Raw genomic sequence first — 22,508 nt, 5'->3', positions numbered from 1 at the left:
TTTCATTCCGTTATCGGGATCTCGTATTCTTCGACGGGCATAGCTTTGAAAAATTCGTCGAACGTGTAGCGCAAATTCATCGGCTGGGCTGAATAGGGATTATCCTTGTCGGTTCGTAAGGACGGAACGATAATTTGTTTACGCTCCATGTCGCCTTTGAACGTATCGGGCAAAAGGTAGGTTCCGCCGTTTCGGTGCTTTTTAATCAGCACGTAACGTGTCATGCCGTTCTTAAAGACTATTTCCAAAATGCCACGCATGGCAGAGAGGGAATGATAGACGGCCTTTTGCAATTTTTCCTTGTATAAGGCCGACTGCTCCATCTTGCTAAAATCTTTCTGCTCCACGTTCCGTTTTATTTCGGCATCGTTTTCGGCTATCTGTCCGTTCAGTTCGGAAATTTCCTGCTCGGTTTGCTTGATTTGTTTGCAAAGCACATTATAATCGGTTTCCAATTCATTAATAAGGTCATCATTATTCAGTTTCTTGATTTTGGCAATCAACGATGCCGATTGCGTTTTCAGTTCATCGACGCTATTGACTTTTCGGGTGATTGTTTCCCGAATCTGCTTGTTTATCCCCTGCAATTCATTTGCCCGCTGGGTATTGAAACGCTTGTATTCCTCGGTGTGCAAGGTTTCCTTTACACAAGTCCAAACGGACGATAGGATATAAGCGCATTTGACGCCGTAATTTTCGCATTTCTGTTTGTCGTTATAAGCACTTGAACAACGATAGATTAGATAGCTGTTGTGGTTGGGTTTCATGTAAAGACCGCATCCACACGGGCAAAACAGCAAACCTTTCAGCGGATTATAGTATTTCGGAGCATTGCTTTGAAACAGGCTGTTTTCACGCATCTGTTTGTTGGCCTTGTCGAAATCTTCGGGCGTGATGATTTGCAGTTCGGGAATTTGGCCGTACAATTTTCCCCGTCGGTATATCTCCCCTTTGTATTTGGGATTGCGGATAATGCGGCAGATGCCCGAATAAGAGAGTTTGTAAGGGTATAATTTATTGTAAACCCTTACAGTCTGCCGTATCGTATTGCCGTCGATTAGCTGCTGAAAAAGGTATTTTACCGCTTCGGCTTCTTTGGCATCGACGACAAGCAGGTTTTTAGGCGTTTGGTTCAGTTTGTAATCGGGATTGTGAATGACTTTGTAGCCGAAAGGAACCGTACCGCCTGCAAACATATTGCTAAACTCGGCCAGTTTGGAGCGTAAACCCGTCTGCATCCGACCTGCAATCTTGTAGCGTTCGTCGGCACTTGCTTTGGCTTCTACTGACAGCGTAATGATGTCGTAAAGGGATAAAATAGTTCCAGCCTTATAAATGCGGTCTTGCTTATCCAAAAACAGAATATCGACACCTTGTTTCAAAAGTTCGTTTATCGTTGAAAGAACGGATAAAATATCATCTTCACGCGATAAACGGGAGAGTTCCGACACGATAATCATATCGGCGACCGCATCGTCCACATCTAAAAGTTCATTTAGACTTTTCCTGTCCTTTCTGGCTCCCGAAATTTTCTCTTGAATGATTTTGATTAGATGATAATTTCGGTCGCTACAATAGGCCGTAATAAGTTCAATTTGACGGGTAATGTCTTGTGCCTCCGTCGAAACACGGGCGTAACCGACTACTCTTTTCGATTTTTCCATAACGCTGTCAATCAATCTTTAGCGCAAATTTAACGTTTTTTTTGTTAATCTGCGACAAAATTGATTGCTATATGTACAGATGATAATAGAGATCGCTACCTTGTTCGGGGGAATAAACTATATCCCATCATGAAAGATGGGATTAATGAACTTCCTCTTGTAAAAATTTCAAAAAAACAAGCAAAAATAGAACTACAAGATTATCCATTTTATTACAATGTGAAAGATTAATTAAAGATTGTCTAACAAATCCGTGAAATTGAAAGCCCCCCCCCTGTCAGAGTGCATTCTGACAGAGGTGAAAATGTTAGAATCGGACTTGTTAGGCAGCCCGTTTTAATTTTTGGCATTTTGGTAGTGCCCGAACGCACGTTTACCGTCGCCGAAAGCCGCGGACGATCGAAAAAATCGTTTCGGAGGCAGGAACCTCGCCCTGCTGTTTCATCCGCCAGATCGTACGTACCATATACCGCTCGATGTCCCGGTAGAGCCGTTTGAAAAGAGGGCAGTCCTGATAATTCTCGTTGTCGAGCAGCACGTCCCGGATCGATCGCTGGGTATTGGTGTAATTGCTCATTTCGTTTTTCAGCGCCACGCCCTCCTTTTTCGAGGCAGTGATTCGCGCCGCAGTCATCTGACGCAGTTTTTCGCATACGGTTTCCAGTAGCACCATCACCACGTTGTCCATCAACGTGTGCCCGTGCATATAGAGATAGGTCGTTTCGGGCGTTACCCCGAGCCGACCGAGTTGTGCGGCGAAATCGTCCAACTCCGCCGCCTGTTTGGGATGCTTGCTGGCGAGCGTTTGCTCGCGGCGGGCGACATTGCGCTGTAACCAGGCGATCGTCCGGGCCCCGTTATCCTCCAAATCGAGGTAGTTGAGCCTTACCGAAGACTTGAAATCGACAAGAGTGAACACATGCTCGTCCGACAGCTTCGCCGAATAGGCATACCAGAGAAAAAGACGGTAAATCGTGCGGGAATAGTCGGCCATGAAGCGTTCGAAATCGAAGATTCGGGTATCGTTCTTGGTCGCCTTGACGCAGACGTTGTGCAGCGAGGGAGCATAGCAGAGGTAATTCTCCGTGGCATAGGTGTAAGTATGGAACATATACCGTGAGTCGCGGATCAGGCGCGATTGCTCTGTCGCTCCGTTGAACAGGAAATCGAAATCCGAATCCACGCAAAGCAACATTCTCTCCGACGATTCGGGAATCATCGACATCAGCACCTTCTTACCTTTGGGCAGGTCTTTGCGGGTCGGCACCGATATTTCGAAATAGAGGTAAGGATTGGAGAAACAGTCGAAGACGCCCCGCCAGAAAGCCACGTCCTCATAACCTTCGACGAAGACCTTCACGACTCGCAGCGACGGGTCGCCCGGTAGCGGCCGGGGCAGCGGACCGTCGTTTTTCCTGGCAAACGGATTGATCCGCCGCAGTTTATCGGTGATTTTTCTCATGTCGTTTTACAAAGGTAGTAAAAATGAGGGCAGAATAAACAAACTTGTTTGTTTTATTCTGCCGAAGTCAATTATATTTTTCAATGCCCCTTTATCCGATGGTCGCAGCATCGAATCCGCAGGATGCTTATTCGCGGCCCGGGCCGTGTCTGTAATACCGACGTTCCCCTGAATTCCCTCCTTGGGAGGGGACTTAGGAAGCTCGGTTCTCAAAGAGGTTCCTAAAGTACATAATCACGTTCGAAAAATATGTTTTGATTTCATGCTATCTATTACATAAAGTCGGGAGGAAGTAATAGTCATAGCATCAGGTCTTTCTTTTGCAATTTCACGGATTTTATAAATCAAGTTGCTAATTTAGCTCCGGGAGAATACTTATACGAAAAAGGAGAATTTCATAAAATATAAGGAATAAGAAAGTCGAAAGAGTCGGATTGGATTTCCCCGTTCAATAATTATATTTTGATGTTCTGTTTTATTACTATTATTGTTCTATTTCTTGCATTATGGGCAAGAACCGGGTTTATCAGTCTTTAACTTAGCTCGTAACTATGAGCATGCCCGGAAACCTTCTGATTCCCGAGGCTTATCTATTTGGACCGTTGAAGTAAAAATTATTTGTCGGAACAAGCATTGTGCGCATGTCCGATCGATTTTGTCGGGTTGGATGAACGAGATCTTAAAAGAAAAGAACGATTGAAAGGAGTAATAGTAATCGTAGAAAGAGTTGAAATAGGAGATGATCTGGTTGTATTTTAGTAGGTTCGTTAAAAAATAACGGTTGTTGTGCGTTGTTTCGGAGAAAATCCTTATATTTGCATCGCGTTGAATCCCGAATGGGAAACGGACGCGATGCGCGAAGGTTGCGAAAGGTAGTTTGAGAGAGTGGTGCGGAAATTTTCTTCTTGTGAATTTTTTGAAAAATTTGGAGGAAAGAAAATAATGGTTACCTTTGCAGTCCCGAGCCATTTTTAACGGGAGCTTAGCTCAGCTGGTTCAGAGCGTCTGCCTTACAAGCAGAGGGTCGGGGGTTCGAATCCCTCAGCTCCCACAAAATCGAAAATCGGATGAAAGCCACTCAATTTTTTGAGTGGCTTTTTTATTGCTGGTTTTACGAGAAGGTGTTCTTTGAGAAGAGGATCTGCGGAGGAATGAATGTGATGGCATTGGTTTTACGTAGGATGTGAAAAAGTAGGATTTTTTCGATGCTTCGGTTTGTTCTAAACGAGGATTTTAGTATTTTATTTATACATCAAAAGTATTAAGTCGTTTAATGCGAGGAAATTTCGTTTAAAACATTTGAACGCGTGCGGGAATCCGTTCGTACCGGTACGGTTTTTTGGCACGTGTTTTGTTTTTCTGAAGGAGCCGGGTCGGAGCAATAGCCTGATTCCGGCGAGGTTTCTTCATTTATTTAAGTTTGGGTTAGTAGTTTAGGAGGGTAACCTCCGAAGGCGGAAAGCAGTCGAGAAGACTCCTTTCCGTTTTTTTGTGCCTGCTGAAGAAGGCAGGCAGGACGATTTCTGTTAGTGTTATTTTTAGAAGACAAGGTCTGCCGGATATTGGGCTATCTGTTCATGGCAGGGGCTGTGGGGCGCTCCGGAAGGTTCGACGAACTCTTGCCGGGATACCTTTGTTCGGGGACGTTTGGAGCCTATCGCATTTTGTAGCTGATCCGGGCAGAAGTTTCCGGGCAGGTCGTTTCGGCGATTGGGGATTGGGTCGTTTTGCCTTCCCTTCCTCTTTCCTTTTGACTGTTGGCGGGCTTCCTCCCGGCTGTCCAGGTTGTCGGGGGAGGAGCGACGTCGGGGTGATTTTTGCGTGCAGACGGTGTCCCGGTCGCTGCTCGGGGTGTTTCGGGAATCGGTCGTGAAACGGCTGAAATTATCCGGGCAGGTCGTTATTCCGCTTCGTTTCGTGGTTTTTCGCAAAGAATTTTGCCTTTTTCGGGAAAAATTTGTATCTTCGTTTCGATTGTAGGGAAATGCGGACCGGTTTTTGCATCTCTCCTAAATCCCCGGGCGGATGAAGATTTCGCCGGGTTTGGTTTAATAATTAAAAAGAAACAACGATATGTCGATAACGAAGTTCAAAGGACAGCCGGTGCAGATTGCCGGTGAATTTGTCAAGGCAGGAGCTGCGGCTCCCGATTTCGAATTGGTCAAGACCGATCTTTCCACCCTTTCTCTGAAGGATTTGCGTGGAAAGCAGGTGATCCTGAATATTTTTCCGAGCCTCGATACGGGCGTTTGCGCCGCGTCGGTGCGTAAGTTCAACAAACTCGCGGCGGAGCTGCCGGGAACGGTCGTGCTGGCCGTTTCGAAAGACCTGCCTTTCGCTCATGCGCGTTTTTGCACGGTCGAGGGAATCGAGAATGTCGTTCCCGTGTCGGATTTCCGGAAAACCTCGTTCGATGAGAGCTACGGCGTGCTGATGACCGACGGCCCGTTGAAAGGGTTGCTGGCTCGTTCGGTGGTGGTCATCGACGGGGACGGCAAAGTCGTCTATACCGAATTGGTGCCCGAGATCACGCAGGAGCCCGATTATGACAAGGCGCTCGCTGCGGTGAAGAGATAGCCGCGAGGCTGAAAATCGAAGGAAGCCGGCTGTAGCGGATTTTTCTGCGTCGCGCTTTGTCGCGGAAGTCTTTCTGTCGTGGACAGATCGCACCTCCGGATTCACGCAAGACTTGAACAGGTGCTTTGGTCCGACTTCTTGGAACAGCGTCCCGTCACTATGTGGCGGGACGTCGTCGTTTATTTCCATAGGGGCTTGCCGCTTTTCGTATCTTTAATTTTGTTGTGGATATTTTGTTCCGGCAAAACACAAATTTATTTGCTTTTGCGTTCGGTTCGTTCGCATCTTGGACGAAGCCTAAGATACTTTCGTTCGGTAAGATACGAATGGGGGCGCTTTGCCCTCGCTTATCCGTATCTTTGCAGAAGATAGGATGCGGTTCGGCAATCTGTGCGTGCAAGCCCGCACGATTCCTCTCTTCTTTTCCTATCTTTGACATAGTCTTAGATAGGATGCGCCTCGGAAAACAGGGAACAAGTTCCCGTTTTCTCTCGCCTTTCACTATCTTTGACTTCGCCTGGATAAAATCGGATTCCGGTTGTGTTTGCCCCGGCTTTTTCGTATTTTGACTTCGTCTTAGATACTTCGCCTCGGCAAAATGCAAATAAATTTGCTTTTGCATTCGGCTTATTTGTATTTTTGTCTTCGATAGCGGCTGTTTTTACACGATATGGAGATTGTTTATCACATAAAACCTTTTGCGGAACTTTCGGTGGGGGAGCTGCATGCGGCAGCTTCGCTGCGCGAACGGGTCTTCTACCTCGAGCAGCATGTCACGACGCTCGATGCCGATGAGAAGGATCCCTTTTCTCTCTTCCTGTGGGCCGAGTGTGAGGGGCAGACGGTCGGATTTCTGCGGATGATTCCGCGTGGGATTGCTTATGCCGAACCGTCGATCGGACGCGTTTGCGTTGCCCGAACGTACCGCCGTCGGGGAATATGCCGGGAGATGGTGAGCCGAGCTATCGGCTACATGGTTCGGGAGTGGCGGGCGGAAGCGATCCGCATTTCGGCCCAAAGCTATTTGATACCCTTTTACGAATCATTCGGATTCGAGGTCGTATCGGACGAATACCTGGAAGCGGGCATTCCGCATAAGAAAATGCTGATTCGCCTGGATCGGGAACATGGGCGAGAAGCGTGAAGCCTGCGGTGAAAAAAACCGTCGCACCTGCTTTTCGCCAGCCTTGTAACGACAAAGCGACTGCGAGCCTGCGCGACGGGAAATAATACCACTTTTTATTTTTTAACTCGTTATTAACCATCTTTCGTATGTGCATAAAACATACCAAGCGAAAAATTTTGGAATCGTGTGCGGAAAGAAAAACGATAGGGGCGGGCGAAACATTTTTATTTTTCGATCCGAAATCGGTTCGGTAACGGGTGGAATCCGAAGGCATGGAAGAATTTATCGCTTCGCTGACGCAATTTTTTACCGACTGGGGTTATGTCGGTCTTTTTCTCTCGGCTTTCGTCGCCGGGAGTATCCTGCCGTTCAGTTCCGAGGTCGTGCTGGTGATTCTGGTGCGGATGGGGCTCGACCCTTTGCTCTGTCTGTTCGCTGCCGCTTCGGGGAATACGCTCGGCGGTATGACCTGCTATTGGATCGGGCATTTGGGCAAGCGGGACTGGATTACCCGTTACCTGCGGGTCGAGCCGGCGAAAATCGACCGGGTTTCCCGTTTTCTCGAAGGGAAAGGGGCCTTGTTCGCTTTTTTCACCTTTCTGCCCTATGTCGGCGAAGCCGTCGCCATCGTACTCGGCCTGATGCGCAGCAATGTCTGGATTACGGCCGTTGCGATGTTCGTCGGCAAATTGCTCCGTTACGTGGCGATTGTGGCTGCTTTGCAGGGAGTGCTTTCGTGGTTTTGAGGCTGTCGGCTGCCGGAACTTGCGTGCGGCACGGCGAACGGCATATATCTTGTTGCGTCGAGAATAGATAGACTTGGTTATGAATCAAAGAATCCAAAAACAAAATATCCGGGAGAAATATTGGCGCTATTCGCTCTATGTCATTCTTCTGGGGCTGGGTACGGTTATTTTTGTAGAACTGATTCCCTTTCTGGGCGGCCTGTTGGGAGCCCTTACGATTTATGTACTGCTGCGCGGGCAGATGCGGGCGCTGACGATCCGCCATAAATTGCGGCGTAGCCTGGCCGCTTCGCTGCTGATCGGTGAAGCCATCGTCTGTTTTCTGATTCCGCTGTCTCTGCTCGTGTGGTTGCTTGTCGCTAAATTGCAGGATGTGACCCTCGATCCCTCGACTGTTATTCAGCCCATTCGGAACCTGGCGGAGCTGATTCGAGAGCGGATCGGCTATAACTTGCTGGACGGGGATAATATCGCCAAACTGGTGGAGCTGCTGCCTCGGGCCGGGCAGTGGGTATTGCAGAGCATCGGCAGCTTTGCGGTCAATGTGGTGGTGCTGCTGTTCGTTCTCTATTTTATGTTGATCGGCGGTCGGGAGATGGAGAGCTATCTACGCAAGTTCATCCCTTTTAACCGGACGGTTACTCAGGAGTTTACGCGCGAAGTGGTGATGATCGTCCGTTCGAATGCAATCGGCATTCCCTTGCTCGCGGTCATACAGGGGGCGGTCGCTCTGGTCGGCTATTGGTTGTGCGGTGTGCCGTGGGCGCTGTTTTGGGGCGTAGTAACTTGTGTCGCTACGATCGTTCCGCTGCTCGGAACGGCGCTCGTATGGCTGCCTTTGGCGGCTTACCTGGGGCTGATCGGGCATTGGGGCGCAGCCGTCGGGCTTTTGGCGTATGGGGTGGTGGTCATTACGCAGGTCGATAACCTGGCCCGCTTCGTCCTGCAGAAACGGATGGCCGACACGCATCCTCTGGTGACGATTTTCGGCGTGATTATCGGCTTGTCGCTTTTCGGTTTCATGGGGGTAATCTTCGGTCCGGTGCTTCTCTCCATCTTTATTTTCTGTGCGGATCTTTTCAAACGGCGCTATCTCGATGAAGCTCCGATGAACGAAGTACTTGCCTCGCCTGCGGAACGTTCGTCGGAATCCGGCAGGGAATGAATTTCCGGCAGTTCTATCGCTGTATGTGCAGAAATCGCAGCGGCATCGCTCCCGGCGCAGGCTGTTTCGCGGGTTGCAGTCGTTTGCGAATCCGAATTGCCGGTTGGAACTACGGACGGGGGAAATGCCTGCGTATTGTTTGCCCGTTACGGCGAAGGCGGGACCGAGGTTGTCGGCCCGATCTTTTTCGGGGAATGACAGGATACTCGGTTTGCTGCGATTCTTGTTAAAGGACGGGGAGGGAATAATCGTGTGACGAAGCCTCTGTTTTTCGGATTATTGTTGTTGCGGGAGCGGTCGTTGGCTGCGGCCGGCCGATTTGGAGCGGGGGAGTTGCAAACGGAGGTTGTCCGTATGAGGATTTGGCCGGGTATGCGTGTTTTACTTGAAACCGAGGTGTGATTCATATGTCCGTATCGTGGAATCCTTGGCACGGGTGTCAGCGTGTGAGCGAAGGTTGCCGGGAGTGTTATGTTTATCGCCAGGATGCTGCCTGGCAAAAGGACGGCGGGCACGTTGTGAAAACGACGGCCTTCAGCCTCCCCGTGCGCCGAAGTCGGGACGGCCGGTGGAAAATTCCGGCCGGGGAGATGGTGTTTACCTGTTTTACATCGGACTTTCTGCTTGCCGAGGCCGATGTCTGGCGCCGTGAGGCATGGGAGATGATCCGTTTGCGGCGGGACCTGCATTTTATGTTTTTTACCAAGCGTATCGACCGGTTGTCCGAGTGTCTGCCCGGGGACTGGGGTGCAGGGTACGAGCATGTGACGATCGGTTGCACGGTGGAGAATCAGCGGATGGCCGATTATCGGCTGCCGATTTTCCAGAAGTTGCCGATTCGTCACAAGATTATCGTTTGCGCCCCGCTGATAGGTCCCATAGATTTGGCCCCGTATCTCGGACCGGAAATCGAACAGGTATCTGTCGGCGGCGAGTCGGGTCCCGAAGCGCGTGTTTGCGATTATGCCTGGGTGCTCTCCCTGCGGGATCAGTGTGCGGAACACGATGTTTCCTTTTGCTTTCACCAGACCGGGGCGCGTCTGCTCAAGGACGGACGTCTGTACCGGATTCGGCGGCAGTTTCAGCATACGCAGGCTCGGAAAGCCGGGATCGATTTTAAGGTAGGAGGGTGATGTTATGTGCACTTGCATAAAAAATCCGACACTGTCAGCAGTGCCGGATTAAATTTAGGAAATGGCATTTTCCCTGTGGGAGGTTAAAAATCCATTTCGATCACGCGATGCTGTTTGTCGAACTTGATCTCCATTCTGTTGTCGAGTTTTACCTCGGTGCTGCGTGTATCTCTTTCGATCTGTACGATCTTGTTGTCGGGATAGTTGTCGGCGACGTACTTGGCGATCGGTGCAGGGATGATTCCGGTCGGAACGGCGCTGTACTTGCAATCGATGTCGGTCCACTCGCCCTTGCGGTCGAACTCGATCTTGTCGCCGTTTTTGAACGCGATTTCATAGCTTTTCCGAAAATCGGATTCTTCTTTGGCAAAAGCCACTTTTCGATCCCCGAAATATTTCTTGATGAACTGCTGTGCTGTCTGGGGCAGTTGCGAAACTTGGATCGGTTTATCGTTGCCGGCCGAGGCTGTTGTGGCCAGTACCAACATACTGACGAACAATACTACGATTTTTTTCATATTTTTTACAATTAAAGTTGTATTGTTTATCCTTGCAAAATTGAGGCCTAATTATAAATTTCGTTTTTGATGCAGACCGGCGGTTTCATAAAAAAGAGGATCGCTGAATTTTCAGCAATCCTCTTTTCTTGGGGATGAATGCGATTACTCCTTGCCGGCCAGGGGCGCTGCCTGCGTATAAGTGCGAGTCGCCAGCTCCTTGTCGAGCATGAATACACCCATCTTATCTCCTGAAACGAGCTTGAGCGAGTCGATGATTGTCGTGGCGCTCTCTTCTTCCTCGACCTGTTCGTCGATGAACCATTTGAGCATACTTGCCGTTGCATGGTCTTTCTCTGTAACAGCCATGTCGTACAGGTTGTTGATCATTGCCGTAACCTTCTTTTCATGAGCCAGCGTATCTTCGAAAGCCTCGAGCTGGCTTCCCCACGATGTTCTCACTTCGGCGATCGGAGCCAGCAGAACCTGTCCGCCGCGTGCGAGCAGATAGTTCATCAGAATGCGGGCGTGATCCTGTTCCTCGCGGAATTGGATAAAGAACCAGTTGCCGAAACCTTTGAGGCCTTTCGATTCCGCCTCGACCGACATAGACAGATAGAGATATGCCGACCACATTTCGGCATTGATTTGCGCATTGAGTGCGTCTTGTAGTTTCTTGCTGATCATAACTATTTTGTTAAATTGTTAAATTTCCTGTTTTTCCGTTATTTTCCGCGAACTCTTCCGCAGCTGTCGTTCGTCGAAAATGTCGAGCGAAACATTTCTCTTTTTCGGTCGGAGAGTCCCGGACTCCGGTTTTGTCGTTGCTTCGTCAATCGCTTTACCCTGCAAAAATAGTGCAAGTCTAAAACGAGGCGGAACCGGCCATCGCCCGGAGGCTTTTACTTTATGCAAATATAAGCAAATAACGTCTATTTCGTGCAGATTTTTTTATACGATTATTTGATCTCGACATAGGGGAAAACAATAAACGATGCCCGACTAAAGTCGGGCATCGTTTGAAAGTATTTTGTTTGAAAAATTAGCAGTTTTCGCCGTCGTAAGCCCATTTTACATAGATGGAACCCCACGTATATCCGCCGCCGAACGACGCCAGAATCAGGTTGTCCCCTTTGCAGAGAGCCGCTTCGTATTCATACAGGCAAAGCGGAATCGTCGCTGCGGTCGTGTTACCGTTGCGGTCGATATTGATCATACATTTCTCGCGTCCCAATCCCATACGTTTGGCCGTCGCGTCGATGATACGCAAGTTGGCCTGATGGGGTACCAGATAGCGGATGTCCTGGGCGGTCAGATGGTGGCGTTGCATCATCTCCTCCGATACGTTGGCCATGTTCGATACGGCTGCCTTGAAAACGGCTGGCCCGTCCTGGGTGATCGTGTGCCAGTTGTTGCGCACGGTTTCTTCGGAAGCGGGATAGCGCGAGCCGCCTGCTTTCATATAGAGGTGTTGTTCGCCCGAACCGTCCGAATGGAGGATCGCATCGATGACGCCGTAACCTTCTTTGTTGGGTTCCAGCAATACGGCCGCTGCGCCGTCGCCGAAAATCGGACAAGTGTTGCGGTCCTTGTAATCGACGATCGAGGACATCTTGTCGGCGCCGACGACGATTACTTTTTTGGCATAGCCCGTTTCGATGAACTGGGACCCTGTCGTCAGGGCGAACAGGAAGCCGCTGCATGCAGCGGAAATGTCGTAGGCGAAAGCGTTTTTACAACCGGTCTGGTCGGCGATCAGATTGCCCGTCGAGGGGAAAAACATATCCGGGGTAACCGTGGCGCAGATCACGATGTCGATCTCCAGCGGATTAACCCCGGTTTTTTCCAGCAGGTCTTTGATGGCGCGTGCGCCCATATAAGATGTACCCAACCCCTCTCCCTTGAGGATATGGCGGGTTTTGATGCCGATGCGTGTCATGATCCACTCGTCGGAAGTGTCCACCATTCGGCTTAATTCGTCGTTGGTAAGCAGATAATCAGGCAGGTAGGCCCCTACACCTGTAATTGCCGCTGTAATTTTCTTCATTCGGGGAGCGGTTTAGTTTTTGAAAGCATTCTGCAACTTCGCGGTCACGCCGGTTTGGGCGCAACGTTCGGTCGTAAGAATCATATTTTTGATTGCCAGCGCCGAAGAACATCCGTGTCCGATGACTACCGGGGCGTTGACACCGAGTACCGGCGTGCCGCCCACGTATTCGTAGTTCATATCCCTCCAGAACGGAGTTTCGGGGATTTTAAGCGCTTTGTTGATCCGGAAAAGCCCCTCTACGGTTTTCAGCAGCGTATTGCCGACAAAACCGTCGCAGACGATCACGTCGGCTACCTGCCCCGAGAAGAGGTGAGAACCTTCGACGTTGCCGACGAAGTTGAACTCTTCGGATTCTTTCATCAGTTCATAGGCCGCCTTGCTTTGGGCGTTGCCTTTGGTTTCTTCCTCTCCGATATTCAGTACCGCGACCCGGGGATTCCGGATCCCGAGCATAGCCTGGGCGTAAATCGAACCGATAATGCCGTATTGAGCCAATACTTCGGGCTTGCAATCGACGTTCAGACCTACGTCGAGCAGCAGGACTTTCCCGCCCGTGACGGTCGGAGCGACCGTGGAGATCGTGGGACGTATCACGCCTTCGATCGGCTTGACGGCCTGCATCGAACCCACCATCATCGCTCCGGTGCTGCCGGCGCTGGCGAAGCCGTTGATGAGTCCTTTGGCCAGATAACCGAACCCGACGACGATGCTTGAATTGGTCTTTTGCTGGAAGGCTTTGGCCGGATGGTCGCCCATTTCGATCACTTCGGTCGTATGTACGATATCGAACCGGTCCGCCGCACAGTTTTCCGCTTTCAGGACTGCCCGAATCCGATCCTCGTCGCCGAAGAGTACGATCCGGCATTCGTCGCCGATTGCATCGACGGCCATTACGGCGCCTTTGACTGCTGCCTCCGGGGCGAAATCGCCTCCCATGGCATCTACACCAATCTTTAACATAATCTGAGATTTGGTTAGTAAAATAGATTACGCTCTTTCGGCTGAAAATCCGAAAGGGACCCGGCGGCGGAGATTATTCCGCCGCTTTCTTCTCGATAGCCAGCTTGCCGCGATAGAAGCCGCATTCGGGGCATACCCGGTGGTAGAGTACCGATGCGCCGCAGTTCGAGCAGGTTACGACCGTGGGAACGACTGCTTTGTAGTGAGTTCTACGCTTGTCGCGGCGGGTTGACGAGATTTTGTGTTTAGGATGTGCCATTTTGTATTATCAATTATTAGTTTAATGTTTCTTGTCTTTTTCTTCCTGCTCCATCTGTTGTTTGATGGCGGACAGTTGTTCGGTCCATTGTCCGGAGCCCGAGGCCTCTCTTTCCCGCTGTTGCGTTTCGTTCTCGATCGTTTCGAACTCCTGCTCGGAAACGATGCGGAAGCGTCCCAACATATCCGGATCGCACTCCCCGTCGGGGTGCACCCGCTGATAGGGCAGAGAAAGGACGATGCTTTCGTAAATATATTGCGTCAGATCCACGAAATCTTCCGAGGGTGAGAGCCACAAGGTATCTCCGTCGTATTCGCGGACTTCGTCGGAGAATTTCACCAGCAATTCTCCTTCGTAATCGATCGGAACGGAACAATCGCCCAGACAGCGATCGCACTCCACCACTACGCTGCCCCGGATCGAAATCTCGAGGCGAAGCTGACGTGCCGCCCGTAAAAGATTCACCTTCACGTCGCAGTGCCCGCCTTTGATTTCGGTGTTTTCGAAAAGCCGGAACAGGTCGTCGCCCGCTTCGAAGTCGAACGTATGTTCTCCCTCCGAGAGGCCTTTCCAGGCGATGGAATATTTTCGTGCGGCGTTCATTTCGATACTTCCAGTCTGCAAAGTTATGAAAAAAACGGAAAAGTACCAAAGGTTTCGCCGGTTTTAGCGACTCTCCCCGCAGGGACGTGTGCCGGAATGATTCCGAGTGCCGTCTGCCGGCGGTGTATCCAGGAGAGATTGTTGCCCGGATGTGTGGGACATAGCGATAAAAAAGTTATATTTGTCCTGTGATGAAATCCGTTGAAAAATTTACGGTCGAAATCCGGAGTGGCTTCGACCAGTGGTGGCGTTACAATGCCGCGCTGATGTGCGGGGCGTTCGATGCCTCGGGTAACCGGATCGGCTTTGCCTCGGCCGAGAGCCGGGTGGCTGAGATGGGGAGCAATCTGGAGGCACCGCCGGAGGGGTTGGACCTGCATCGCAGTCTTACGCTCGAAACCGTTCCGTGCGAGCGTATCGTGCTCTATATTTATGTGATCCCTCATACGCTGCCCCGCGACAACGAAATCGGGGGACATCCTCCGTTCCCGTTGCAGGTGCGGATTCGCTATGGCGACCGGACCGTGCTCGATAAGGAGTATTCCATCAACCAGTGGGGAGGGGCGTCGATCGAGCTCAAGGTGTCGCGGCCGTGATGCGGGCCTGCGGCCGTAGGTCGATGCGTCTATGGCCCCAATTTTCCGACCTCCGTTCTGAACCTGTTGCGATCGTAATAAAAGAGGTTCTCCAAAATTTTGGAGAACCTCTTTTTATCCGTGTAACGAGGGATTATTTGTTGTTGTATGCGGCCATCTTACCGATCAGCATAATGATCTTGTTCGAATAGCCCCATTCGTTGTCGTACCACGAAACGAGTTTCATAAAGCGATCGTTCAGGGCGATACCGGCCTTGGCATCGAAGATCGACGTACGGGGGTCGCTCGTGAAATCGGTCGAAACCACGTCGTCCTCGGTGTAACCCAGGATACCCTTGAGTTCGTTTTCCGAAGCGTGTTTAACGGCGGCTTTCACCTCGTCGTAAGTCGCTGCCTTTTCCAAACGCACGGTCAGATCGACTACCGAAACGTCGAGCGTCGGAACGCGGAACGACATACCGGTCAGTTTGCCTGCCAGCGCGGGGATTACCTTGCCTACGGCCTTGGCTGCACCCGTCGAAGAGGGGATGATGTTGCCGATCGACGCACGGCCGCCGCGCCAGTCCTTCATCGAAGGACCATCTACGGTCTTCTGCGTAGCGGTAGTCGCATGTACGGTAGTCATCAGACCTTCGATGATGCCGAACTTGTCGTTGATGACCTTGGCCAGCGGAGCCAGGCAGTTGGTCGTGCACGATGCGTTCGATACGATATCCTGGCCTGCGTAGGTATCGGCGTTCACGCCGCATACGAACATCGGGGTATCGTCTTTCGAGGGGGCCGACATAACGACGTATTTGGCGCCGGCCTTCAGGTGGGCCTCCGACTTTTCGCGGGTCAGGAACAGACCGGTCGATTCAACGATGTATTCTGCGCCTACTTCGTTCCACTTGAGGTTCGCGGGATCTTTCTCTGCGGTTACGCGGATCTCGTGTCCGTTAACCACCAGCTTGTCGCCCTTTACCTCGACCGTACCGTCGAAACGACCGTGTACCGAGTCGTATTTGAGCATGTAGGCCATATAATCGACCGGAATGAGGTCGTTGATGCCTACTACTTCGATAGTGTCTGCGTGGGTGCAGGCAGCCCGGAATACCAACCGGCCGATGCGACCGAAACCGTTGATACCAACTTTGATCTTTGACATGACGTATTTTATTTTAGGTAAATATTCGTTGTCGATTTTCCCTTTCGGAAGAACAAAATTATACACTTTATCCTTTATAAACAAATATACTCGCAAATATTTCGCCAGAATACGGCGGAAGGCCGGAAAACTTTCCGGCCTTCCGATCGTCAGGCGTATCAGTTCGTTATTCTCCGTCGGGAGTCATCTGTTTGGCTCGTTTGGCCATGGCCGAAGCGAAGACGAAATCGTTCAGCTCTCTGTTGCGGGCGTGCAGAATTTCCTCTTTGGTTCCTTCCCACCACTTGCGTCCTTCGTGGATATAGACGATCTTCTCGCCGATCTCCATGACCGAATTCATATCGTGGGTGTTGATGATCGTGGTGATGCCGTATTCCTGGGTGATCTCGTGGATCAGGTTGTCGATCACGATCGAAGTCTGGGGGTCGAGGCCCGAGTTGGGTTCGTCGCAGAAGAGGTATTTGGGATTCAGTACGATGGCCCGGGCGATAGCCGCACGCTTGATCATACCGCCCGACAGTTCTGCGGGGTAGAGGTGATTGGCTCCGTTGAGCCGCACGCGCTGGAGGCAGAAATTGACCCGTTCCATCTTCTCCTTTTCGCTTTGCTCGGTGAAGAGGTCGAGCGGAAGCTTGACGTTCTCCTCGACGGTCGAGGAGTCGAGCAGCGCACCGCCCTGGAAGAGCATGCCGATATCGCGGCGGATCGCCTTTCGCTCCTTGAATCCGAGGGCCGTGAAGTCGATGTCGTCGTACCAGATACTGCCGGAATCGACTTCGTGCAGGCCCACCAGACATTTGAGCAGCACCGTCTTGCCCGAGCCGCTCTTGCCGATCACCAGGTTGGTCGTGCCGGTGTCGAATTCGACGCTGACGTCGTCGAGAACGACGCGTCCGTCGAAGGATTTCGAGATATGGTCTGCCTTGATCATATAAGCAGGATTTGGGTGAGAATCAAGTTGAAGATCATGATGACGATCGAGCTGGCCACGACCGCCTTGGTCGAGGCGGCCCCCACTTCGAGCGAGTTGCCCTTGGCGTAGTAGCCGTAGAAGGCCGAAATCGAGGTGATGATGAAGGCGAAAACGGCCATCTTGATAAGTGTGTAGGTGATCGAGTAGGGTCGGAAGTCGTATAGCAGGCCCTGCACGTAGTCGTCGGGAATCATGATGCCCGTCAGCGCTGAAATCAGGTAGCCGCCTGCAATACCGATCAGGATACTCAGGATCGCCAGGAAGGGGAAGAAAAGCACGGTTGCGACGATCTTCGGCAGGATCAGGTACGACGCCGAATTGACACCCATGATTTCCAGGGCGTCGATCTGTTCGGTAATGCGCATCGTGCCGATTTCGGAGGCGATGCTCGACCCTACCTTGCCGGCCAGGATCAGGGCTACGACCGTCGAGGAGAACTCGAGGATCATCGTCTCGCGCGTGGCGTAGCCGATGATGTATTTGGGGATGAACGGCGATTCGAGGTTGATCGACATCTGGAGCGTGATGACCGCACCGATGAAAACGGAGATGATCGCCGTCAGGCCGATCGAGTTCAATCCCAGCGACTCCATTTCATAGATGATGCGACGACGGTAGATCGCCCGCTTCTCCGGCCGGGAGAAGACCTTGCCCATCAGGATAAAGTAACGGCCGATCAGTTCGAAGATTTTCAGCATAACGTTTTTTACTGCTTGTCCGGGTCGTTTTTGTCGGTTTCTGTTGCGGGGACTTCTTCGAATTCGATGTAGTCGCCCACGTCCTTGCGGACGCGTTTTTCACCGGCACCTTTCGTTTTGCGGATATGGATTTCGCCTTCGCGGGCATTGCCGGCAGGACCGCCGGATCCTCCGGGACCGAAGCCCTGACCGCCGAATTGATCTTCTAAGTCTTTCCGCATGCGGTAAATTCTCCAGCGGAAGGAGAGAAGGAGGATAATGGCCAGCACGACCAGGCCCAGGAGTGCATAGAGAACGAACATGGCGATACCGCCCAATACCGAAGGGGCAAAGAGCGCCAGCAGGAAGATCAGCAGACAGAAAAGCGGATTGCGCCGGATGAAGCCGACGATTCCGTCGATGATTGCTATCAGTAGATTCATTGATTCAGTGTCATTGATATAAGGTGTTGCAAAGGTAGTGAAAACGAGGACAGAATAAAATAAACGGGTTTATTTTTTATGTCGAGTGTCTTCCGGTCTTCCCGAAAGGTAGTGAAAACACCGATATCCGCCTTCTATAAAGGTAGAAAAAATCGGTCATTCCCGGAGAATCGGTGTGATTTCTCGATTAAAAGTGCTAATTTTGAAGCCTAAAATCAAATCTGCATCGGAATATTATGTTGTTGAACAAACTTACTGCCATTTCTCCCGTGGACGGTCGCTACCGAAATCAAACGGAGAAACTGGCCGATTATTTTTCGGAGTATGCCCTGATTCGCTACCGCATTCGGGTCGAGGTCGAATATTTCATCGCCCTGTGCGAGTTGCCGCTACCGGAACTGTCCGGGGTCGAAAAGTCGAAATTCGAAGCGCTGCGGGCGCTCTACCTCGATTTCTCGGAGGCGGATGCACTGCGTGTCAAGGAGATCGAAGCCACGACCAACCACGACGTCAAGGCGATCGAATATATTCTGAAGGAGAAGATGGAGGCGCTCGGCCTTTCGGCCTACAAGGAGTTCGTGCATTTCGGCCTCACTTCGCAGGACATCAACAACACCTCCATTCCGCTGACTATCAAGGATGCGCTCGCGGAGGTTTACTTCCCCGCAGCGGCCGAGGTGCTTGACCGGCTTCGGGAGATGGCCCGCGAATGGCACGACGTACCGATGTTGGCCCGTACGCACGGCCAGCCTGCGTCGCCCACCCGTTTGGGTAAGGAGATGCTGGTCTTCGTCGAGCGGCTTGAGAAGCAGTTGGCGCAACTGCGCACGCTGCCCGTGCCTGCCAAGTTCGGCGGTGCGACGGGCAATTTCAACGCGCATCACGTAGCTTATCCTGCGGTGGATTGGGTGGCTTTTGCCAATGGATTTGTGAACGACCGCCTGGGGCTGGAGCGTTCGCAATATACGACCCAGATCGAGCATTACGACAACCTGGCGGCGATTTTCGATAACCTCAAACGCATCGACACCGTGCTGATCGACCTCTGCCGCGATATGTGGATGTATATTTCGATGGAGTATTTCAAGCAGCGGATCAAGGCCGGCGAGGTGGGTTCGAGCGCGATGCCTCATAAAGTGAATCCGATCGACTTCGAGAATGCCGAGGGGAACTTCGGTATCGCCAATGCGATTTACGAACATCTTGCCTCGAAGCTGCCCTTGTCGCGTTTGCAGCGCGATCTGACCGATTCGACCGTGTTGCGCAACGTCGGCGTGCCGATGGCCCATTCGCTCATCGGCCTGCGGTCGCTGCTCAAGGGGCTCAATAAGCTGCTCCTGAACCGCGAGGCGCTCGACTGCGATTTGGAAAACAACTGGGCGGTCGTGGCCGAAGGTATCCAGACCGTGCTGCGCCGGGCGGGTTATCCTTCGCCTTACGAAGCGCTCAAGGCGCTTACACGCACCAACGCACACATTACGCGGGAATCGATCGCCGAGTTCATCGAATCGCTCGACGTGGCCGAGAGTGTGAAGCAGGAGTTGCGGGCAATCACTCCGCAAAGCTATACGGGAGTATTCGAATAGCCGTTCAGCTGGAAAGGAAATCAATTCACCATAACAAGGAGTCCTCGTTTTCGGGGATTCCTTTTTTATCTTGGCAACTTTGTATGAGGTGCGGTTTTATCCCGGATCTGTTTCGTGTGTCGAAACGTTGTCGGGAGAGGCGATTGTCTGTCGCTTGCCGTGGCGATTATAGTCATGACCTTCTCTGAATTTTCTTTTCGAAGGGAATCTTCGGATACAATGCGGATTCCGAATTATTTTTTTGCATTGTCTTTGTAATAATCTATTCAATTATAAAAAAGACTGATTGTGAGAACTGTATTGAGATTTTTATTTCCTGCGAAAAGTTGTTCTGCGAAGGCATCGGGCATTTTGTTGGCATCCCGCATGATTTTCGGCGGACTGTTGTTTTCGCATGGCATTGCCAAGTGGAGTAATTTCGATACGATGTCCACGATGTTCCCCGATCCGCTCGGGATCGGCAGCAGTGCTTCGCTGTCGCTGGCAATCTTCGGCGAAGTGATCTGTTCTCTGGGATTTATCGTCGGTGCGTTTTACCGGCTGGCATTGATCCCGATGATCTTTACCATGTGCATTGCATTTTTCGTTATTCACGGCGCAGATCCGTTTGCGGTGAAAGAGCTGGCACTGGTTTATCTGGCGATTTTCGTCTTGATGTATATTGCGGGTCCCGGAAATTATTCGGTGGACCGTTTGATCGCTAAAAAAATCGGCGGCGGGAAATAGCGGCCGAATCGGTGCAATGATGCCGAATTTTTATCATTAGTTAATCAATAAGATCTCGGGCGGCCAGGCTGCCGTTGTTGCAAATGCACGTTGGATGCTGCATATTGCCGATAAGTGCCAATATCCATTTGATTCGATGCGGGAAGGCGAAAGGTGCCGATGCAGGGCGCCTTTCGCTGTATTCGTACCCGTTGTTCGTCCGGGGTTTCGAGTTTGTTCGACGCTGTTCGGGCAGCTTGCGCCCGTTAAATGGAAAAATATCTGTTCGGGGTCGATAATTGTGTGAATACCCGGTTGTCGAATTGATTTTTTATTTATATTTGTAATATCAAAACACGGGGTATGCCCCGGTAAGGCGTAAATAAACCCGGATATTGCTTTGCAGCCTATTTGCCGCAGGCGGATTTCGATTCGGTCCGGTTGCGTCTCGGCGTGAAGGTAATAGAATAGGTTTATCCCGGATTGTTAATGGATTGATAACACAATTATAAAAATACCGATATGAAAAAACTCTACTTCTTCTGCATAGCGCTCGTGGCGCTGATGCTCGCATCGTGTGGCGGTAAGGATTACCGCGAGATGCTGCCGGCCGACTCTTTCGTGATCGTTTCGATCAATCCCGAATCCCTGTCCCGGAAAGCGCAGGTCGGCGATTTTACCCAAAGCGTTTATTATAAGATGGCCGAGCAAGCTTTGGCCGATGCGCCCGAAGAGGAGCGCGGACGCATCCTCTCTTTGTTGGCGCATCCTTCGGAAACGGGGCTGGATGTGGGCAGCGACGTGTTTATGTTCGTGACGATGGAGAATGCGTCGCAGACAGGCAATCCTACGGTCGGCGGTTTGTTCAAGGTGGGTGATCGCAAGAAGCTCGATAGTTTCCTGGGCTGGCTTTCGCAGAAGAGCGGTTTCACCTCGTTCGAAGAGGATGGAATCACCTTCCTTGCCAATACGCAGGGCGCGGATATGCCTGTCGTCGCTTATGACGAAACGGCCCTTTTGGTCTATACCGCTCCCGTTGACAATGATCAGGCGAAAGCTGCCGCCAAGAAGCTCTTCGCCCAGAAGAAAACAGAGAGTCTGATGGGCAATTCGCAGCTGGCACAGGCCATCGAGCGTCCCAGCGATATGAAGTTCGTGATGGATTACGGTTCGGTTATGGCGGTAGCCGGAGAGCAGATCGGCACGGCCGGATTGTCGGGTTTCGAGTTCCTGAACAAGATGTCGATGGCGATGCCGGTCGATTTCGAGAAGGGTAAGATCGTGGCCGAGGCGCGGATTCTCTTCAGCGACAAGGAGGCCGAAAAACAGTATATGGAGATGGTGGCGGCTCAGCGTAAGATGGACGGCGATTTTCTGAAGATGCTGCCTGCGGAGAATGTAGCGACGCTCGCGGGCAGTATGGACGGCACCAGAACTTACGAAATGCTTCAGAAAATTCCGATGTATTCGATGGTCTTCGCCATGGCTCCGCAGGTGAAGCCGATCATGGAGGCGATCGACGGCGACATCGCTTTGTCGTTCCACGGGATGACGGACAACGGCCGGATGCCGGAGCTTTCGCTGATCGCGGAGCTGAAGGATCCGGCGATCATGGAAACGATCAAAGGGATGATTCCCGTGCCGATGCAGGAGATGGCTCCCGGCCAGTATGCGTTGAGCCCGGATGCCAATACGACGATCTATTTCGGTTTGAACGACAATACGTTCTATGCGACGACCGATTCCGACGCCCTGGTATTCCTGACCGGAGCACAGACCTCTGCATACGAGGCCGAGGTCGGCAAACTGTTCCGAGGCTCTTACGGTACGATGTTTGTCGATTTCCCGGCCGTGCGCAGCCTGATCGAGAGCCTGATCGCACAGAACCGGCTCGATCAGTCGGCAGCCGCATCGCTCATGGCGCTTTCGTTGTTCGATACGCTGGAGATCACCGGCCGTACGGAGCGTCAGGGCGAGCTTGTCCTGAATATGACGGATAAGGATAAGAATGCCGCCGAGGTTCTTTACAAGACCATCGAGGGCTTTGCCCAGATGTTCGCGGCGACTATGTTTTAAGTCGGAAGAGTCCGGACAGTCGTTTTGCGGATTAACGGGTTTTTCCCGGAATAGCGGCGGCTG

General features: G+C 51.5%; 22 protein-coding genes and 1 tRNA gene. 10 read left to right on the top strand and 13 right to left on the bottom strand.

The features are described from left to right. Positions 1-2 precede the first annotated feature (2 nt). Together ALIPUT_RS11495 and ALIPUT_RS11490 are read right to left on the bottom strand one after the other, a co-directional pair. On the bottom strand, positions 3-1,664 hold the full coding sequence (locus ALIPUT_RS11495) for a recombinase family protein (RefSeq protein ID WP_004330171.1): 1,662 nt from the start codon (positions 1,662-1,664) through the stop codon (positions 3-5). Positions 1,665-2,037: 373 nt separating this feature from the next. Then, positions 2,038-3,126, bottom strand: coding sequence for a DUF4435 domain-containing protein (locus ALIPUT_RS11490; RefSeq protein WP_004330169.1), 1,089 nt, complete (start codon positions 3,124-3,126; stop codon positions 2,038-2,040). A gap of 976 nt (positions 3,127-4,102) precedes the next feature. Here ALIPUT_RS11490 and ALIPUT_RS11485 point away from each other — a divergent pair. Next, positions 4,103-4,177, top strand: a tRNA-Val gene (locus ALIPUT_RS11485). 1,022 nt (positions 4,178-5,199) lie between these two features. Continuing rightward, complete coding sequence (tpx, locus tag ALIPUT_RS11480) at positions 5,200-5,703, top strand: thiol peroxidase (protein WP_004330163.1); 504 nt, start codon at positions 5,200-5,202, stop codon at positions 5,701-5,703. A gap of 157 nt (positions 5,704-5,860) precedes the next feature. On the opposite strand, the gene ALIPUT_RS11475 is transcribed toward tpx, so the two are convergent. After that, positions 5,861-6,325, bottom strand: coding sequence for a hypothetical protein (locus ALIPUT_RS11475; protein WP_004330162.1), 465 nt, complete (start codon positions 6,323-6,325; stop codon positions 5,861-5,863). 48 nt (positions 6,326-6,373) lie between these two features. Here ALIPUT_RS11475 and ALIPUT_RS11470 point away from each other — a divergent pair, with 48 nt between their 5' ends. From ALIPUT_RS11470 to ALIPUT_RS11455, 4 genes are all read left to right on the top strand, one after another. After that, complete coding sequence (locus tag ALIPUT_RS11470; protein ID WP_004330161.1) at positions 6,374-6,847, top strand: GNAT family N-acetyltransferase; 474 nt, start codon at positions 6,374-6,376, stop codon at positions 6,845-6,847. Between the two features lie 254 nt (positions 6,848-7,101). Further along, on the top strand, positions 7,102-7,575 hold the full coding sequence (locus ALIPUT_RS11465) for a YqaA family protein (protein WP_004330160.1): 474 nt from the start codon (positions 7,102-7,104) through the stop codon (positions 7,573-7,575). Positions 7,576-7,654: 79 nt separating this feature from the next. Next, positions 7,655-8,740, top strand: a complete 1,086-nt coding sequence (locus ALIPUT_RS11460; RefSeq protein WP_004330159.1) for an AI-2E family transporter — start codon at positions 7,655-7,657, stop codon at positions 8,738-8,740. 407 nt (positions 8,741-9,147) lie between these two features. Further along, a complete protein-coding gene (locus ALIPUT_RS11455; protein ID WP_040293980.1) occupies positions 9,148-9,873 on the top strand; it encodes a DUF5131 family protein in 726 nt (241 codons plus the stop codon). 83 nt (positions 9,874-9,956) lie between these two features. Here ALIPUT_RS11455 and ALIPUT_RS11450 read toward each other — a convergent pair whose 3' ends face one another. From ALIPUT_RS11450 to ALIPUT_RS11420, 6 genes are all read right to left on the bottom strand, one after another. Beyond that, positions 9,957-10,391, bottom strand: a complete 435-nt coding sequence (locus ALIPUT_RS11450; protein ID WP_004330156.1) for a PepSY-like domain-containing protein — start codon at positions 10,389-10,391, stop codon at positions 9,957-9,959. A 144-nt stretch (positions 10,392-10,535) separates the two neighbouring features. After that, positions 10,536-11,057 carry a ferritin gene (locus ALIPUT_RS11445; RefSeq protein ID WP_004330155.1) on the bottom strand — a complete coding sequence of 174 codons (522 nt, stop codon included), beginning with the start codon at positions 11,055-11,057 and terminating at the stop codon, positions 10,536-10,538. Between the two features lie 355 nt (positions 11,058-11,412). After that, complete coding sequence (locus ALIPUT_RS11435) at positions 11,413-12,417, bottom strand: beta-ketoacyl-ACP synthase III (RefSeq protein WP_004330153.1); 1,005 nt, start codon at positions 12,415-12,417, stop codon at positions 11,413-11,415. 12 nt (positions 12,418-12,429) lie between these two features. Then, on the bottom strand, positions 12,430-13,380 hold the full coding sequence (gene plsX / locus ALIPUT_RS11430; RefSeq protein WP_004330152.1) for a phosphate acyltransferase PlsX: 951 nt from the start codon (positions 13,378-13,380) through the stop codon (positions 12,430-12,432). Positions 13,381-13,453: 73 nt separating this feature from the next. Continuing rightward, complete coding sequence (rpmF, locus tag ALIPUT_RS11425) at positions 13,454-13,639, bottom strand: 50S ribosomal protein L32 (protein WP_004330151.1); 186 nt, start codon at positions 13,637-13,639, stop codon at positions 13,454-13,456. Positions 13,640-13,660: 21 nt separating this feature from the next. Beyond that, on the bottom strand, positions 13,661-14,263 hold the full coding sequence (locus ALIPUT_RS11420; protein WP_306468990.1) for a YceD family protein: 603 nt from the start codon (positions 14,261-14,263) through the stop codon (positions 13,661-13,663). A 170-nt stretch (positions 14,264-14,433) separates the two neighbouring features. On the opposite strand from ALIPUT_RS11420, the gene ALIPUT_RS11415 reads away from it, so the two are divergent. Continuing rightward, positions 14,434-14,838, top strand: a complete 405-nt coding sequence (locus tag ALIPUT_RS11415) for a hypothetical protein (protein ID WP_004330147.1) — start codon at positions 14,434-14,436, stop codon at positions 14,836-14,838. 133 nt (positions 14,839-14,971) lie between these two features. On the opposite strand, the gene gap is transcribed toward ALIPUT_RS11415, so the two are convergent. The 4 genes from gap to ALIPUT_RS11395 form a co-directional block, all read right to left on the bottom strand. Further along, entirely contained in the window at positions 14,972-15,985 is a 1,014-nt protein-coding gene (gene gap / locus ALIPUT_RS11410) for a type I glyceraldehyde-3-phosphate dehydrogenase (protein ID WP_022459792.1), read from the bottom strand. Between the two features lie 166 nt (positions 15,986-16,151). Then, a complete protein-coding gene (locus ALIPUT_RS11405; RefSeq protein ID WP_004330145.1) occupies positions 16,152-16,916 on the bottom strand; it encodes an ABC transporter ATP-binding protein in 765 nt (254 codons plus the stop codon). Next, a complete protein-coding gene (locus ALIPUT_RS11400) occupies positions 16,913-17,656 on the bottom strand; it encodes an MlaE family ABC transporter permease (RefSeq protein WP_004330144.1) in 744 nt (247 codons plus the stop codon). Before ALIPUT_RS11400 ends, ALIPUT_RS11405 begins: the two co-directional genes overlap by 4 nt. Before the next feature lie 8 nt (positions 17,657-17,664). Next, complete coding sequence (locus ALIPUT_RS11395; protein WP_004330143.1) at positions 17,665-18,078, bottom strand: hypothetical protein; 414 nt, start codon at positions 18,076-18,078, stop codon at positions 17,665-17,667. Positions 18,079-18,314: 236 nt separating this feature from the next. On the opposite strand from ALIPUT_RS11395, the gene purB reads away from it, so the two are divergent. From purB to ALIPUT_RS11380, 3 genes are all read left to right on the top strand, one after another. Continuing rightward, entirely contained in the window at positions 18,315-19,664 is a 1,350-nt protein-coding gene (gene purB, locus ALIPUT_RS11390; protein WP_004330142.1) for an adenylosuccinate lyase, read from the top strand. 288 nt (positions 19,665-19,952) lie between these two features. Then, complete coding sequence (locus tag ALIPUT_RS11385; protein ID WP_022459796.1) at positions 19,953-20,390, top strand: DoxX family protein; 438 nt, start codon at positions 19,953-19,955, stop codon at positions 20,388-20,390. 501 nt (positions 20,391-20,891) lie between these two features. Further along, on the top strand, positions 20,892-22,445 hold the full coding sequence (locus ALIPUT_RS11380; protein ID WP_004330140.1) for a DUF4836 family protein: 1,554 nt from the start codon (positions 20,892-20,894) through the stop codon (positions 22,443-22,445). The last annotated feature ends 63 nt before the right edge of the window (positions 22,446-22,508 follow it).

Source organism: Alistipes putredinis DSM 17216 (assembly GCF_000154465.1).
Classification (GTDB): Bacteria; Bacteroidota; Bacteroidia; order Bacteroidales; family Rikenellaceae; genus Alistipes; species Alistipes putredinis.
This window is presented reverse-complemented; position numbering and strand designations above follow the sequence as displayed.

Excerpts from the sequence above, each read along its gene's own strand:
- ALIPUT_RS11495 (WP_004330171.1), bottom strand. The coding sequence starts at position 1,664 with ATGGAAAAATCGAAAAGAGTAGTCGGTTACGCCCGTGTTTCGACGGAG.
- ALIPUT_RS11490 (WP_004330169.1), bottom strand. The coding sequence starts at position 3,126 with ATGAGAAAAATCACCGATAAACTGCGGCGGATCAATCCGTTTGCCAGG.
- tpx (WP_004330163.1), top strand. The coding sequence starts at position 5,200 with ATGTCGATAACGAAGTTCAAAGGACAGCCGGTGCAGATTGCCGGTGAA.
- ALIPUT_RS11475 (WP_004330162.1), bottom strand. The coding sequence starts at position 6,325 with ATGCAAAAGCAAATTTATTTGCATTTTGCCGAGGCGAAGTATCTAAGA.
- ALIPUT_RS11470 (WP_004330161.1), top strand. The coding sequence starts at position 6,374 with ATGGAGATTGTTTATCACATAAAACCTTTTGCGGAACTTTCGGTGGGG.
- ALIPUT_RS11465 (WP_004330160.1), top strand. The coding sequence starts at position 7,102 with ATGGAAGAATTTATCGCTTCGCTGACGCAATTTTTTACCGACTGGGGT.
- ALIPUT_RS11460 (WP_004330159.1), top strand. The coding sequence starts at position 7,655 with ATGAATCAAAGAATCCAAAAACAAAATATCCGGGAGAAATATTGGCGC.
- ALIPUT_RS11455 (WP_040293980.1), top strand. The coding sequence starts at position 9,148 with ATGTCCGTATCGTGGAATCCTTGGCACGGGTGTCAGCGTGTGAGCGAA.
- ALIPUT_RS11450 (WP_004330156.1), bottom strand. The coding sequence starts at position 10,391 with ATGAAAAAAATCGTAGTATTGTTCGTCAGTATGTTGGTACTGGCCACA.
- ALIPUT_RS11445 (WP_004330155.1), bottom strand. The coding sequence starts at position 11,057 with ATGATCAGCAAGAAACTACAAGACGCACTCAATGCGCAAATCAATGCC.
- ALIPUT_RS11435 (WP_004330153.1), bottom strand. The coding sequence starts at position 12,417 with ATGAAGAAAATTACAGCGGCAATTACAGGTGTAGGGGCCTACCTGCCT.
- plsX (WP_004330152.1), bottom strand. The coding sequence starts at position 13,380 with ATGTTAAAGATTGGTGTAGATGCCATGGGAGGCGATTTCGCCCCGGAG.
- rpmF (WP_004330151.1), bottom strand. The coding sequence starts at position 13,639 with ATGGCACATCCTAAACACAAAATCTCGTCAACCCGCCGCGACAAGCGT.
- ALIPUT_RS11415 (WP_004330147.1), top strand. The coding sequence starts at position 14,434 with ATGAAATCCGTTGAAAAATTTACGGTCGAAATCCGGAGTGGCTTCGAC.
- gap (WP_022459792.1), bottom strand. The coding sequence starts at position 15,985 with ATGTCAAAGATCAAAGTTGGTATCAACGGTTTCGGTCGCATCGGCCGG.
- ALIPUT_RS11405 (WP_004330145.1), bottom strand. The coding sequence starts at position 16,916 with ATGATCAAGGCAGACCATATCTCGAAATCCTTCGACGGACGCGTCGTT.
- ALIPUT_RS11400 (WP_004330144.1), bottom strand. The coding sequence starts at position 17,656 with ATGCTGAAAATCTTCGAACTGATCGGCCGTTACTTTATCCTGATGGGC.
- ALIPUT_RS11395 (WP_004330143.1), bottom strand. The coding sequence starts at position 18,078 with ATGAATCTACTGATAGCAATCATCGACGGAATCGTCGGCTTCATCCGG.
- purB (WP_004330142.1), top strand. The coding sequence starts at position 18,315 with ATGTTGTTGAACAAACTTACTGCCATTTCTCCCGTGGACGGTCGCTAC.
- ALIPUT_RS11380 (WP_004330140.1), top strand. The coding sequence starts at position 20,892 with ATGAAAAAACTCTACTTCTTCTGCATAGCGCTCGTGGCGCTGATGCTC.